Source organism: Parashewanella sp. 2304DJ23-3 (assembly GCF_056591695.1).
The window spans coordinates 213227-227186 of the sequence record NZ_JBWQOH010000003.1 but is presented as its reverse complement, the minus strand read 5'-3'; the positions used below and the strand labels follow the sequence as shown (position 1 = coordinate 227186).

Sequence of the window (13960 nt, the reverse complement as noted above, 5' to 3'; positions counted from 1 at the left end):
TTAATATATGAGGTTTATATGAAGCAAACCGTTTTAATCACAGGAGCAAACAGAGGAATTGGTCTAGCACTTGTTGAGGCTTATTTAAAAGATAATTGGAATGTCATTGCGTGTTGTCGAAATCCACTTGTAGCGTCTCATTTAGAGGAGCTAAATGAACAATTTGATTCGTTAAGCACTCATGAGCTTGATGTTACCAATTACGACAATGTGACCGAGCTTGCTCAACAACTTAACGGTACTCCCATTCACTTGTTAATTAACAATGCTGGCTATTACGGCCCGAAAGGTGTTGCGTTTGGTGATACTGATGTAGATGAATGGCGAAAAGTGCTAGAAATTAATACGATTGCGCCAATGAAAATATCCGAAGCTTTTCATTCGAACGTAAAAGCGGGCAAGGGAACCATTGCTAATATGTCATCAGCAATGGGGTCTATGGGAGAGAATACAAGTGGTGGGGCCTATATCTATCGCTCATCCAAATCAGCATTAAATGCCATCACAAAATCCATTGCTATGGATGGAAGGGAAGACGGCATCAAAGCTGTTGCGTTGCACCCCGGCTGGGTTCAGACAGACATGGGCGGACCTAATGCATTGATTGGCACAGCTGAATCTGCAAATGGTTTAAAAACATTACTGGATAATTTGAGTGATGAAAATAATGGTGGCTTTTATGATTGTAAAGGGCGTAATTTAGCTTGGTAAGATGATTCAGTAATTAAACGGCTTGTCATGGAGTATAAGTACCTGATCATAAGTTTCTTAAGATTTTATAGTGCCCATATTCAGCACTCTACGGCGTTGCAATTCTGCGTCATAGCTATGGCTATGCCTTATCATTGCGCCTTGTATTACGCTAAATTTGAACACGATAATTTTCAAAGCACTTATCATCAGGTACTTTAAATACAAGCCTTTCTCAACAATTGAAGAATAAAAATAAGAACATGGAAGAACAAGAACAGATCTCTACAGAAAAGGCTTGGTTCGCAAAGCCTGAAATGATCATCGCATTATCAGCATTATTGATCAGTGTCGTCACGACAATCACCTCAATTTATTCAACATATATTGATAGGTCTTACGCTAAAGCGTCAGTTTGGCCGAGATTAGAGCTTTCAAAAACATACAATGGCAAGCAATTTGGATATATTTTAGAAAATAATGGTAATGGCCCAGCTATCATTAAGTATGCAGTTGTTAAATATAAAGGAAAGCCGATAGAAACGTGGGATCAAATTCCTGAGTTAGACAACGTTGAGAGCTTTTCACAGTCTCATATGGGCAATCGAGTATTGCCATCAAATCAATCCTACAAACCCATTTTAGTGACCAGCAACAATATACGTAAGCACAATCAACACGATAAGGACACTGCAATAACTCTATGTTATTGTTCTATTTATGATGACTGTTGGATTGTAACTCGTGGAAATAATACGGTCAAAGTAGAACAATGCCATATGCCTAGTGACAATGATATGTTCAGACAATAAGGATTCTTAATGAAAAGGAATATCTACTTATCTGTGTTATTGGTTGTTACAGGTTTTTTCGGGTATCAGTTATTCGATGCATACACCGCAAAAACTCATTTATCAGCACCTGACGTTAATAGTTATAGCGATGGTCCGTATGTGTTTATTGAGTCTGAAAAGCTAGTTTCGGTTCGAGTGAATCATGGTACGGTTGCTTACTCTGAATTAGCGCTTGAATCCTTACCTACACAATTTATTGATGCACTTTCTGAGTATAAGAGTAACGGTAAGGTCGCGGTACTGAGTGATATTCATGGCCAGCATGATGTGTTTGTCACTCTGATTAAAAATAATAATATTATTGATGAAAACGAAGACTGGTCATTTGGTAATGGTCACTTTGTGATTACTGGCGATATTTTTGATAGAGGGCCAAATGTAGTTGAGACATTATGGTTGATCCAAAAGCTTGAACAGCAAGCTAATGACGCTGGTGGTAAAGTGCATTACTTATTAGGCAATCATGAATATATGGTGCTTCAAGGTGACGAACGCTATTTACACGAGAAGTACTTAAAAACATCTGAATTGCTTAATAAACCTTATAAAGATCTGTTTGCAAAAGATACGGTGATGGGTCGCTGGTTACGAAGCAAGGCTACCGTCATTAAGGTTGACGATACCTTATATATGCATGGTGGTATATCAATGTCATTTTCCAAGCATAATAAGCTGCTTAAAAATGTAAATTCTGATTATAGAAAGACCATTGATATGACAAAAATTGACATTAAGGCCTCTGATGACTATTCAAAATATCATAATTCAGATAGCCCAATTTGGTATAGAGGTTATTTTAACGACGACCTTTCGGCTGAGCAGATAGATGGAATATTGAAGCAATATAGTGTTAATAGGATTGTGGTGGGTCATACATCTCAGGATGAAATTAAAAAGCTGAATAATGGTCAAATATTTGCGGTTGATACCAATATTAAACGTGGTGAATCTGGACAAATATTGTTTCTCGTACAAGGAAAAGCGTTCAGAGGAACGTTTAACGGTGAGCAAGAAGAACTTTAAGGAGCTCTGATGAACGTTATTACCGCCCCCAGCAACTGTGATGCTTCAAATGAATCAATAAAGGTAGCACTTGCTCAACTGGCTCCAGTATTTCTAAATCGTGATGCAACTTTGAAAAAAGTTGTTGAAGCGATTGAGTTAGCGGGTCAACAAGACTGCCAACTTGTCAGCTTCGGAGAAGCCTTAGTTCCCGGGTATCCGTATTGGGTTGAAAGAACATCCGGTGCTAACTTTGATGATCCAGTTCAAAAGGCATTCTTTGCTGAATACTCTAAACAAGCGATAGTAATAGAAGCAGGGCACTTAGATTCAGTTTGTGCGGCTGCTGAAAAGCATCAGACCTCTGTTTATCTTGGAGTTATCGAAAGGGCTCAAGATAGAAGTGGGCACAGTTTGTATTGCTCTCTTGTCTATATTGATCAAAAGGGTGAAATACAATCCGTTCATCGGAAGTTGCAACCAACCTATGAAGAGCGGTTGGTATGGTCTCCAGGTGATGGTAATGGTTTACGAGTTCATGAACTGGGTCCTTTTACTGTTGGAGGGCTCAATTGTTGGGAAAACTGGATGCCGCTGCCAAGAACCGCACTGTACTCGCAAGGTGAAGATTTGCATGTCGCAGTATGGCCGGGCGGATTACAGAATACACAAGATATTACTCGATTTATCGCAAAAGAAAGCCGTAGTTATGTCCTTTCTGTCTCAGGCTTAATGCGTTCACAAGATATGCCTGAAGGTCTTCTGTATCGTGATGATATTCTAAAAGGACATGAAGGGATTATTTCTAACGGTGCTTCTTGTATTGCTGCCCCAGATGGAAGTTGGCTAGTGGAACCTGTATTGAACGAAGAAGCGTTGATTGTTGCTTCAGTTGAGCATTCAGTAGTGCGAGAAGAAAGGCAAAACTTTGATCCAACTGGGCATTATTCAAGACCGGATGTCACTAAATTAACAGTGGACAGGAAAAGGCAAAAAATCGCTTATTTTGAAGATTAACTATCTTTTTAATATTAATTTTGTCTGAAAATACTCTGTTAATTACAATTTTGAAACTCATAATGGAAATAAACGTTAAGAAATCTCAATGAGCTTTTGATGTTATGAGGTTTATTATCCGTTTGCGTTCAAAACGCATTAATTTCATATGTTAAAACTTCAGTTTGACATATAGATTTATAAGGGGTAAGAAATCAATTACTGTCGGTGTGTAGAATGGGTAAGCACATGCGTAAGGCTACTTTAAGCTTCTATACTTTAAGTTTCTATATTATGTCTACTTTTTATGTTACCTCTAGTTTTTCTTGTGCAGCTGAAGATTTTAATATTCAACTAAAACCTTTCTCTATTGGTAAAGATTATTCTGCTGGTGGTTTTGTAGGTTTTGCACGATCAGATGATGGTGTTCTTCTTGCCTATCAAAAAGGGGGAGAGTGGAGCTCATATGATAATGGTCAAAATTGGACTCCATTAAAGTCAAATAAATATGGTTTTGATCGTTTAGCTTTCTTTCCACGAAGTTATAACAATGAGGCTGCGGTAGCGATAGATAGTGATAAATTTTACGTCTCTGATGACTTAACTACTTGGCAATATGATCCATCTTCATACTGTAATAAAAAGCTTAGAAGTCATTATATTAACTCTGTAGCGTTTACTGAAGGTGATAACAGTCTCTTATACTTAACTATGACCAGTTCTAGCATCGACAAAGATAGAACGCTTGTTTCTTCTGATATGGGAAGAAACTGTGAAGAAAGTAACCTTGGTGATGGAGCATGGTACTTATCAAGCTCCCCAGAAGGTGGGATTATTTTTGCAATTTCTGCATCTCAAATAAAACGTTCTGTTGATCATGGAAAAACATGGCAAACAGTTAATTTTAAAAGTGATGCATCGTTGGCAGCGAAATCTATTATAGGCTTTGCGTTTGATCCTCAAAATGTAAATTACATTTATGCCTACGGCGGTTCTGAGATTTGGTACAGTCGAGATGGAGGCGTCACATGGGGCAAAAATAGTTATCAAGGTGTTTATAATACTTCCTCTCCAGTTCTGGTTGTTAATAATGGAAAAAGTTTATTATTTTCTAATCGCCTCGATCATTTTTCCATGATTTCTACTGATATGACAGATTTAAAAGTTCAAAATGTTTCAATGGAAGGTGAAGAGCCAAAAGAGCCTTACACACTATGGGAGATTAGTGCACCAACAGTGGATAATAAGCATGCGATTATTAGTGAAACTTATCGGTACGGTAAAGATTACTCCTTAAGAAAGCAACGTACTTATATAGCCACTCTTAACTAGAAACTATGAAGGACAGACTTTATCTATCACTGAGTCTAAAATTTGGCAAAGAAAATGGTTTTCTGCTTAAAAAGTAAGCATTACTAAAATAGAAAAAGAATACAACTTTAATTGGGATGAGTAGAAGTATGGATTACTTAAAAGTAAACAAGGAAACGTGGGATAAGCGTACCGAAATACATGTAAAGTCTGATTTTTATAATGTCGATGGATTTATAAAAGGTGACTGTACTTTAAATGATATCGAATTAGGTGAATTAGGTGATGTCAGAGGAAAATCGCTGCTTCATCTCCAATGTCATTTTGGTTTAGATACATTAAGCTGGGCACGAAGAGGTGCGAAAGTAACGGGTGTCGATTTATCTTCATCTGCCATCGTAAAAGCGCAAGAGCTTGCAAATACCGTTGAACTCGATAGTCAGTTTGTTTGCAGTGATGTTTATTCATTTGCTGAAAAGTCAGATGAAAAATTTGATATTGTCTATACCAGTTATGGGGTTATTTGCTGGTTGCCTGATTTGGATAAATGGGCACAATTGATTGCGAGTAAACTAAATACCGGTGGCACTTTCTATATGGCGGAGTTTCACCCTATCTACGATATTGTTGAAGGCTACTCATATTTTGCTAAAAATGAGCCAGATATTGAAGAAGAAGCAACTTACTCAGAAAATGCAGGAGAGGAAACCTCTACAGTCGTTTTATGGCCCCATCCGATCAGCGAAGTATTGAATGCGTTGATTAAAGTAGGCATAAAAATTGAACAGTTTAATGAGTTCCCGTATAGCCCGTATGATTGCTTTGATGGTCTTGAAAAAGCCGAAGAAGGCAAATATATAATGCGTCACAAGGACCAACTTGTTCCACTCATATATTCTATTAAAGGTGTTAAAGCGTAGTTATTAACTCTATCGTAAGACGATAATGTTATTTAATCAGCTTTTTTTATAACCATAAATGTGACAGTTATTTTACATTTGCTCAAATAAGTAACAACTGTCACATTTAATCAAATTATATCGATCAATAATCGTTCGCCTATGGCAAAATCTCATTGCCCGAGGGTGGTATGTCGCAGTATTTCACTGAGGCATCAAAGGGCGGACAAATAAAAATTATTAAGGTCGATAAAAATGAAAAAATTTACAATATCTGCTGCTGCGCTCGCAGTCAGTTCGTTGTTGTCGCAGTCTGCGTTCGCAGACATCATCATTTCAGAATATGTAGAAGGTTCTAGCAATAACAAAGCGATTGAATTGCATAACACTGGTGATCAACCTGTAGATTTAACTGGCTATAGAATTGTGAGATACAAAGATGGTTCAACGTCTTTCTCTAACATGGCTAGACCGTCAGGTGAAATCGCTCCAGGTGGTGTTCATGTATATGCTCACAGTCGATTTGATACAACTCTTTTACCAGAAGGCGTTGTACCGACGACCGTTGCTTTGTTCCATAATGGTGGTGATGCCGTAGCACTCATCGATAATCATAATATTATTGTTGATACAGTGGGCGTTGTACCTACGCCAAGTGGTTGGGGTAAAGATGTAACCTTGCAAAGAAACTCAAATGTAACTGAAGCAACATCAGTTTATAACGAAAGTGAGTGGACGGCATTTCCAAGAAACTACACAGATGGTTTAGGTTCTGTAGCTAATGGTCCTGCTCCTGTTGAGTTTAGCTGTGAAGCCATTTCCTCTGACGATTACACCAGTATTCAAGTTATCCAAGGTGAGGGTAGCCGCAGTCCACTGATTGAATCAGGCTTTGAAACATCAGAGACCTTTAATGTTCGCGGTGTCGTGACGAAAAGAATGACAGGTTTATACACTGGCTTCTTTATGCAAACGAACTCGGATGATAACCCATTAACTTCTGACGGTATCTTTATTGAGACTGCTTCAGCACCAGGTAACGACATTGAACCCGGTGCAGAGGTCTGCGTAAACGGTATTGTTAAAGAATTTTTTGGACAAACACGTATTGTTGTATCAGGCAATAATTTAGGGGTTACAGGTAACCTACCGGGCGTACCTGTTGCTGAATCAATAAATTACTTGAATGGTGAAACTACACCAGATGCATTAGAGCGTTTTGAAGGAATGCATGTAGCATTAACTTCAGAAAGTGAAATGCATGTGACGCGTAATTACAGCTTTGACTTTAACAGCTTCCGTAACAATATGGTGCTTTCTCGCGGTGGCGCTGCATTCAAGCCAACGCAAATTTTTGCTCCTGAAACGGCTGAAGCTAAAGCACTTGCTGATTTAAATATTGAAAACCGTCTATTCATTGATACAGATGCAAAACCAGCAAATGGTGAATTGCCATATTATCCTCAATTTGGACAAACTGAATCAGAATACATTCGCACAGGCTCACTAGTTAACGGCTTAGAAGGTGTATTAGGTTATAGCTATGGTGCATTCCGTTTAGTTCCTACTAATACCGTTAGTGCAGTTAACTTTGAGGCTGGTGACAAATATCAACGTCAAGATGCTCCTGCTATTTCTGAAGGTGGCGTACGTGTTGCAAGCTTCAACGTATTGAATCTATTCAATGATTCAATTGGTGGTGCGGCATCGTATTCAGGTCAAAACCGTGGTACTGATAATCCTGCAGAATATGAGCTTCAAAAAACGAAGATTGTAAACGCAATCCAAAAAATGGATGCGGATATTCTTGGTTTAATGGAAATTGAAAACAATGGTTTCGAATCTGACAGTGCGATTCATGATCTTGTTGCAACATTAAACGCTGGTTTATCGTCAGAAGCTGCTAAGTATCAGTTTGTTCGAATTAGTGATCAAGATGCGTCGTTAAAGAATGGTCGTAAGCATTTAGGCACTGATGCCATCATGGTGGGTTTAATCTACCGTGAGGGTAAAGTGTCGCTTGCAGGTGATGCAATGGTTGTTAACATGCCAGAGCAACACGCACCAGAGGGTGCTGCAACTCGTGGTTCAGATAATGAATCTAGCCCTGCATACGACAAGTACATGCGTAAAATGCTTGTACAAGGCTTTAGCGTTCCAGGTCAAGACGAACCGCTTTTTGTTGCTGTTAATCACTTCAAATCAAAAGGCTCTGCTTGCTTAGAAGATTGGGTTAAGTTTGAAGAGGATGATGACGCTGCTGATTTACAAGGTCACTGTAACGGTTTCCGTGTTGCAGCTGCAAAAGTGGCGGGTGACTTCTTAAATCAGTTAGACGGTGATGTTCTAATTCTGGGTGACTTAAATGCTTACGGCATGGAAGATCCATTACTAGCTTTAGGCGACTATGATGCTGAAACTAACAATTATGGTCGTCCAGAAGTTAAAACCGCCACATACCTAGATTTTGACAACGACGGAACAGCCGATCAAATTGAAGCTGCAACCATTACTAAAGGTGCTGGTTTCACAAATTTAAATACGTTTAAGCACGGAAATTATACTTTCTCGTACACGTATGAAGGAGAGTTTGGTAATTTAGACCACGCTTTGGGTAATACTTCTGTACTTTCTAAAGTGGAAGAAGTTGTTGATTGGCACATTAACTCAACTGAAAGTAATATGCTTGAGTACAGCAGCCGATTCACTGGCAATTTACCGAAGTATGATAATGCGTTCTCAGCGTCTGATCATGATCCAGTGCTTATCAAGCTGAATTATGTTGAGCGTAATGATGCATATGAAGAGTACACGATGATCCCTCGTCGTGGCCCTGCAAACTTACTGGTTACAGTACCTGATACCGTTGTTTGGGGTGACATTATCAAGCTTGTAGTAACACCAAAAGCGGGTGGAACAGCTATTGTGCTTGAGCAACGCATTGCTAAGCGTTATGCCGAAAGTGGTGTGGTTAAAGTAAAGCTTAACGGTGTTGATAACCTAGGTGAGTATAACGTTACTGCTGAGCTATTAGTAAACCCGAATGGTAGTAAGTTAACAGATGGTGATGAAACGCTACGTGCTGATATTGGCAAAGGTAGCTTTACTGTGCTTTCAAGAGATGATTATCGTCGAATTGTAAGAGGCAAGTAAGTTGTTTGCAGTCCTTCCTACTTTGTGGGAAGGACTTTTTTGGACATACATGTGACAATAATTCATAAGCACAAAAACTACTAGCATTAAAAATGCTAATGAATAAAGTTATCAATTACGTTGGCTTTAAGGTTTTTTTGTGAACTTTTTTTTGAAAAGTTGCTCAGCTTTTTTTAAGCCATCATCAGTGAATACTACAGACTTAACCTTTCCCGTTGGATCAGCAATATAACCTTTATCAAACAGACGATTAGTCACCTCCCAATCTATCTGTTTCCAAGCTCTTCGATGCTCATGAAGCGTTAGATATAATAGAGCCATTGCAGCATCATCAATTTTATCATTATCTATTTCCATTTTATTCCACCTTATCAAATGATTATGATTAAATTTCAAAAGAATGTTCTACCATAGTCTTGTTATGTGTTTAATTTACTATTGATATTTTCTATGTATTGTTCTGCATCTTCTTTACAACTTGGCTCTGAATCAGCAATCGACAAAAAAGCTTCTTTTGCAAGTTCAAGTTTCTCTACTTTATATAAAGCTCTGGCTTTTCGCCATTTAAAACCTAATTCATTTGGATAACGATTAATGTAATGCTCTACTTTTTCCAGCATTAAATCGTATTGTCCTAGGCTATCAAGTTTATCTAACCGTTCAATACCATTACGGATAAGACCTGTAAAAAGGTTTGCTTTTATATTGATTAAGGCATTTATAGTAAATATAAAGGTCAGAATACTAACTAAAACCAAAACTAGATCTACCTTTTCTTCTATACTCATGGGTTGCCACTCCTTTAGCGTACCTATGCCCAATTAACGGGCTGCAAATGTTTGGCTAGAATTTAGGAACGTAGTGACTAAAGCCAACCAGTTTTAGCTCTCGTTGATTTGCCTACTATAAAAAGAATAAACTTACTATAAAACAGCTGAATAGAACACTTAAAAGCCAAATAGTAATTTCACCATTTGACATAATGTTACTACTTTTAACAACTTTAAATGTTTGAAATATACAAGATGGCATAATTAACAAACTTGCCATTAAAATCAGTACGAATTGAGCGGCTAGCCCAAAACCAAACGAATCACTTGAACCTGTAAAATACAACATAGTGCCATAACTGATAGCTGAAATAGCAAGTATGACAAAACCGATTACTATTGAAAAAGTTGCCACCTTTTCAGTATTCCTTCGTTATATATTAAGCCACAATAGCAGCCAAACAGTATTTGTCCTGTTGAACTGCATGTTCGCTAAGTGAATAGTTAAAGTTTACAAAATAACTAAAAAATTAACATAGTGATACTACCAATAAGGCCTAACCATGCAAGTGCTTTAATTAAAGCTGCTTTGTCACCATCAGCACCAAAGCCTAGATAACCAAGAAAGGTATTTTCGATTCTATCAGCTCCACCAAAAAAGATTACCCAGATAAGAAAAATAGTTAAGGCTATATACATATTTCTGAATTCCTTTTCATATAACGCCTAAATCAGATTGCGCTACGCCTATCCTTATTTATTAACTGTCTTGTCATGTGAGTTTACCTGAGTACTCATATATGCTGCTGGAATTAGCCCGCATATTGCACCGATTAAGGCCGCTAAAGTACCGCTAACCACAATAAGCAAAATGCTTTTAAACGAGTTTAAACTTTGCTTTTTGATTGCAACTAGAACACTAATCACAAGGCAATAAGTAATTCCTACAACAGAGCCTACTTGAACACCAGTTTCAAATGAATTATCACCACTAACTGCTGCGAAAATTCCGCCAGAAAGACCGCCTAATAGGAGAGCTAATATAAAATAAGCAATATAAAAGCCTAGCGCTTGAACTGGACTACGATGAAAAGAAAAATCCGTTAAATTTTTGAACACCTATAATTCTCCATTACTCACATAACGCCCATTTAACAGGCAAATACTGGTTGGCTAAAATCCGAAGCGCAGCGTAGGAACCAACCAGTATTTGTCCTTGTTGATTTTTCTTATTATGTGCCTTGCTGGTTAATAACTTCATAACCTTGTTTTTGATAATTAGTGATACAGCTTTGATATTTCTCTTCCAAACCTGTTTCATCAATAATTCCAAAAGCCCAAGTGTTACATTTTACTGTATCTTTTAATGAACCTTCAAGTACAGTTACCTTGTAGTATTTTACAAAACCAAGCGCATAAGCTGCTTCTACAAACTTTGTATACACAAGAAAGCTGAAGCCAATGATTACAGCTAAAGTTATAATTTTTTTCATCGAAATCCTTTCTATTTCAATTGATGCTTAAATTTTTAATAGCACATAACGCTCGCATATGTGACGGATTATACGTAGTGAGGAACGAACGAAGTGTAAGCCGTCCCAGCAGTCGCAGGATGCGATCATGATGCTTTTGTTAGGCTTTTTCACGCTTAAGTTCCGCTCTTAGTTCCACAAGAAGTACACCCAGTCTGTTTTTACCTTTCCCATTTGGGCCAATTCCCCAATACTTATCATATGGGGAGTTTTCAACTAAACCTTTCTTCCCAGTACTTAGCAATATCTCTTTCAACTCTGGAGATTTAAACTTTTGTCTCAAGCCTCTGAGCATAACCTCTTCTTTGACTGAGTCCCAATCTTGACGAATTGGTATGGCACGAGACTGGCCTAAGTCCTTTGCCTGTTTAGGCGAGCCACAATTTAAAATCTTATCAAATTGCTCTGTACCTTCAAATTTCATAGCTTGGAAATAATGTTCCATAGTCCGCCATTTGTTTCCATCTAGCGTGAAGCCAAAACCAGCAAAATTTGATAACTGATAATACTTATCTTCTCTGTTGAAGAAATAGATTACTTTAGCCATACCTTCCTAGAGCCTAACGCTACATTAAGCGGCTGCGCTGTTTATATTGTCCTGTTGAACTGCTTGTTAGCTGTATTCTGCTACAAACTCATCATGGTTTATGATTGGAAGTAGTTGTTCATTTAGCGATCTTTCTTGTTCGAAGTTTGAGCCAATTCCATCTGTAAGTTGCTCAACTGTATATTCTTGAAGTTCTTCAAGTTCACTAGGGCTTAATTTTCTAGCTAGATTGTATTCAACAAAGCCATATAATGATTCCGACTTAGGATCAAACTTAAAATATAATACGCCACCAGAAATACCAGCACTTTCTAATTGTGTTTCACCACCATCGAATAAGTAATCTGAGAAGATAGAATCTTCGTCATCATACTTTAAGCCATCAAGGGACTTGATTTTTATTTGGTCAGTGACTTGTGATTCCCCTTCAATGACAAATGCAGGAGCTTTAAATTGAACTTTTATCATCATGTAATCCTTGAATGATAGTGTTTACAGCTAACATTTTAATACTGCGCATTCGCATTTATCCAGAAATAGCTGAATAATAAATTTCACGCAATGTCATGTTTTTATTAAAAAACTTATCCTATCTTATTTTTAACATGCTGGCAAAATGAGAGTGCGCATTTATCCTGTTCAGCATTCTCGTTATTCCATCATATAAAAATACTTATTACTTTTATTTCATACGGTTACAATATCGTCATCTGTATAAATGAGATTCTTTAGTTGTAAAAACATGCTTGATTTTTATATTCAGCAAATCATACTGTATAAAAATACAGTTAATCAAATGGAATTGTGCTATGTCTAATAAAAGTTCTTTTTTACAATCTATAAGAGATGAAATTCGATTATGGAATTACAATATAAGAGCTGAAAAATCATATTAGTATTGGATTAAACGGTGCATTTAATTTCATCACACAAAACATCCGTCTGATTTATCCCCTGAACATAATAATTTTCAAAGAATTTATAGACAGGTACTTAAATAGATACCCAGTTAGGATCTGAGATTTTTAGTTATTAAAGTGAAGTTTGGTGGCTTAAATTCGATAACTGATGACGCCAGCGCCATTCCAAACATGCTAAACCACATACAAAAATGGCTTCAAAAGTTACAACAATAGCGCCGATAATGGTTATATTTGCAAGATACATCGTAAGAATAAACATACAGCAAATAGCCCAGCAAAGATTACCAAAAGCAAGAACGATAACAGCTTTGCGCGTCCTTGATGTGTTTCTGGCCAATGAGAGTGAGTAGATTGAGTAAGCTAAATTACCTGTAATAATGAGAAGCACAATCTCAAGAGGTAAGCCATATAAGCTGCTTATCCACTTATGTGCGAACAGTACAATACTACCTGCGATTAAAGCTGCAATTCCATCAATCCATAATATTCTGTCATATGTTTTCATCTGTAATCCTTAGCTTTATGTCTGCTCACTATTAATGATTCAATTTAAGAGAGCGTTTAGCTCTGAGCTAAGTTATTATTCCGTAAATAAAGTTACAGTGTGGGAAGACGTGGTAGTCATCCATTGGTGTGAGTTTTATAGTCTCAACATTGCTTACCTTATCGGTATGAATGTGTTCAGAAAGCTTGAAATAAAACCGCCATCCGCCATTTTTCGAGACCATTTCAAGGTATGGAAGGTTGTCGATGTTCCATTTCCCTTTCATATAATCAGATTTACTTAATGAGTGATTTGTATTCTTGTAAGTAATCTTATAGTTATTGTTTTTATTGAGTTGGATAGACACTTGTGAATCGCAATCACTGCTAATGTAGGTATTGGATAAACCCGCAATCGTCAATTTTTTTATACCTGCTTTAGGTACGAGATAAAGGCCAATGTTGCCATCGGTAAACATATGAAGGCTTGTTACCTTAGATTCAACATTTATCGATGACCATCCTAATTTTGATAGTGCGGCAGTGACATTTGCAATAGCACCAGATTGATACGAAGTTGGCGAGTAGAGGATCGTTGATTTATTGATAGCTTCAGGGAAGTCATAGGTATTGACGATCACGTTATAGTTTTCATTTTCTAACATATTGCTGACTTTTCGAGCCTCAGCTTTAGATAAATACTTAGAATAAAGGTGAATATTAGAGTTTGAGCAAGCACTCAATAAAGCGATCATCAATACTGGTATTATTACTTTCATGAGTATCCGTACTGTCTAATT

17 protein-coding genes are annotated in these 13960 nt (G+C 37.3%); 7 read left to right on the top strand and 10 right to left on the bottom strand.

The annotated features are described in order from the left end of the window. Window positions 1-18: 18 nt before the first annotated feature. From AC1EU2_RS09050 to AC1EU2_RS09020, 7 genes are all read left to right on the top strand, one after another. Window positions 19-711: an SDR family oxidoreductase gene (locus tag AC1EU2_RS09050; RefSeq protein WP_480297924.1), complete on the top strand. Its 693-nt coding sequence runs from the start codon at window positions 19-21 to the stop codon at window positions 709-711. 242 nt (window positions 712-953) lie between these two features. Then, entirely contained in the window at window positions 954-1502 is a 549-nt protein-coding gene (locus tag AC1EU2_RS09045) for a hypothetical protein (RefSeq protein WP_480297923.1), read from the top strand. Window positions 1503-1511: 9 nt separating this feature from the next. Then, window positions 1512-2567 carry a metallophosphoesterase gene (locus AC1EU2_RS09040; protein ID WP_480297921.1) on the top strand — a complete coding sequence of 352 codons (1056 nt, stop codon included), beginning with the start codon at window positions 1512-1514 and terminating at the stop codon, window positions 2565-2567. A 9-nt stretch (window positions 2568-2576) separates the two neighbouring features. Further along, complete coding sequence (locus AC1EU2_RS09035; RefSeq protein WP_480297920.1) at window positions 2577-3563, top strand: carbon-nitrogen hydrolase family protein; 987 nt, start codon at window positions 2577-2579, stop codon at window positions 3561-3563. Window positions 3564-3779: 216 nt separating this feature from the next. After that, complete coding sequence (locus tag AC1EU2_RS09030; protein ID WP_480297918.1) at window positions 3780-4874, top strand: WD40/YVTN/BNR-like repeat-containing protein; 1095 nt, start codon at window positions 3780-3782, stop codon at window positions 4872-4874. A 128-nt stretch (window positions 4875-5002) separates the two neighbouring features. Further along, window positions 5003-5773, top strand: a complete 771-nt coding sequence (locus tag AC1EU2_RS09025) for a class I SAM-dependent methyltransferase (RefSeq protein WP_480297916.1) — start codon at window positions 5003-5005, stop codon at window positions 5771-5773. Window positions 5774-6007: 234 nt separating this feature from the next. Then, window positions 6008-8905 (top strand): ExeM/NucH family extracellular endonuclease, encoded by a 2898-nt coding sequence (locus AC1EU2_RS09020; protein ID WP_480297915.1) that lies wholly within the window; start codon window positions 6008-6010, stop codon window positions 8903-8905. A gap of 126 nt (window positions 8906-9031) precedes the next feature. Here AC1EU2_RS09020 and AC1EU2_RS09015 read toward each other — a convergent pair whose 3' ends face one another. The 10 genes from AC1EU2_RS09015 to AC1EU2_RS08970 all read right to left on the bottom strand — a co-directional run bounded on the left by AC1EU2_RS09015 (window position 9032) and on the right by AC1EU2_RS08970 (window position 13939). Beyond that, window positions 9032-9262: a DUF6429 family protein gene (locus AC1EU2_RS09015; protein WP_480297914.1), complete on the bottom strand. Its 231-nt coding sequence runs from the start codon at window positions 9260-9262 to the stop codon at window positions 9032-9034. Between the two features lie 62 nt (window positions 9263-9324). Beyond that, entirely contained in the window at window positions 9325-9693 is a 369-nt protein-coding gene (locus AC1EU2_RS09010; protein ID WP_480297912.1) for a hypothetical protein, read from the bottom strand. A gap of 115 nt (window positions 9694-9808) precedes the next feature. Further along, on the bottom strand, window positions 9809-10090 hold the full coding sequence (locus AC1EU2_RS09005; RefSeq protein ID WP_480297911.1) for a hypothetical protein: 282 nt from the start codon (window positions 10088-10090) through the stop codon (window positions 9809-9811). 107 nt (window positions 10091-10197) lie between these two features. Then, entirely contained in the window at window positions 10198-10374 is a 177-nt protein-coding gene (locus AC1EU2_RS09000; protein WP_480297910.1) for a hypothetical protein, read from the bottom strand. A gap of 54 nt (window positions 10375-10428) precedes the next feature. Further along, entirely contained in the window at window positions 10429-10794 is a 366-nt protein-coding gene (locus AC1EU2_RS08995) for a hypothetical protein (protein WP_480297909.1), read from the bottom strand. A 113-nt stretch (window positions 10795-10907) separates the two neighbouring features. Further along, complete coding sequence (locus AC1EU2_RS08990) at window positions 10908-11168, bottom strand: hypothetical protein (RefSeq protein WP_480297908.1); 261 nt, start codon at window positions 11166-11168, stop codon at window positions 10908-10910. A gap of 139 nt (window positions 11169-11307) precedes the next feature. Next, window positions 11308-11754: an NADAR family protein gene (locus AC1EU2_RS08985; protein WP_480297907.1), complete on the bottom strand. Its 447-nt coding sequence runs from the start codon at window positions 11752-11754 to the stop codon at window positions 11308-11310. A 66-nt stretch (window positions 11755-11820) separates the two neighbouring features. Further along, on the bottom strand, window positions 11821-12222 hold the full coding sequence (locus AC1EU2_RS08980; RefSeq protein ID WP_480297905.1) for a hypothetical protein: 402 nt from the start codon (window positions 12220-12222) through the stop codon (window positions 11821-11823). A 564-nt stretch (window positions 12223-12786) separates the two neighbouring features. Further along, complete coding sequence (locus AC1EU2_RS08975; protein WP_480297903.1) at window positions 12787-13182, bottom strand: hypothetical protein; 396 nt, start codon at window positions 13180-13182, stop codon at window positions 12787-12789. Between the two features lie 67 nt (window positions 13183-13249). After that, window positions 13250-13939: a hypothetical protein gene (locus AC1EU2_RS08970; RefSeq protein WP_480297902.1), complete on the bottom strand. Its 690-nt coding sequence runs from the start codon at window positions 13937-13939 to the stop codon at window positions 13250-13252. Window positions 13940-13960: the final 21 nt, after the last annotated feature.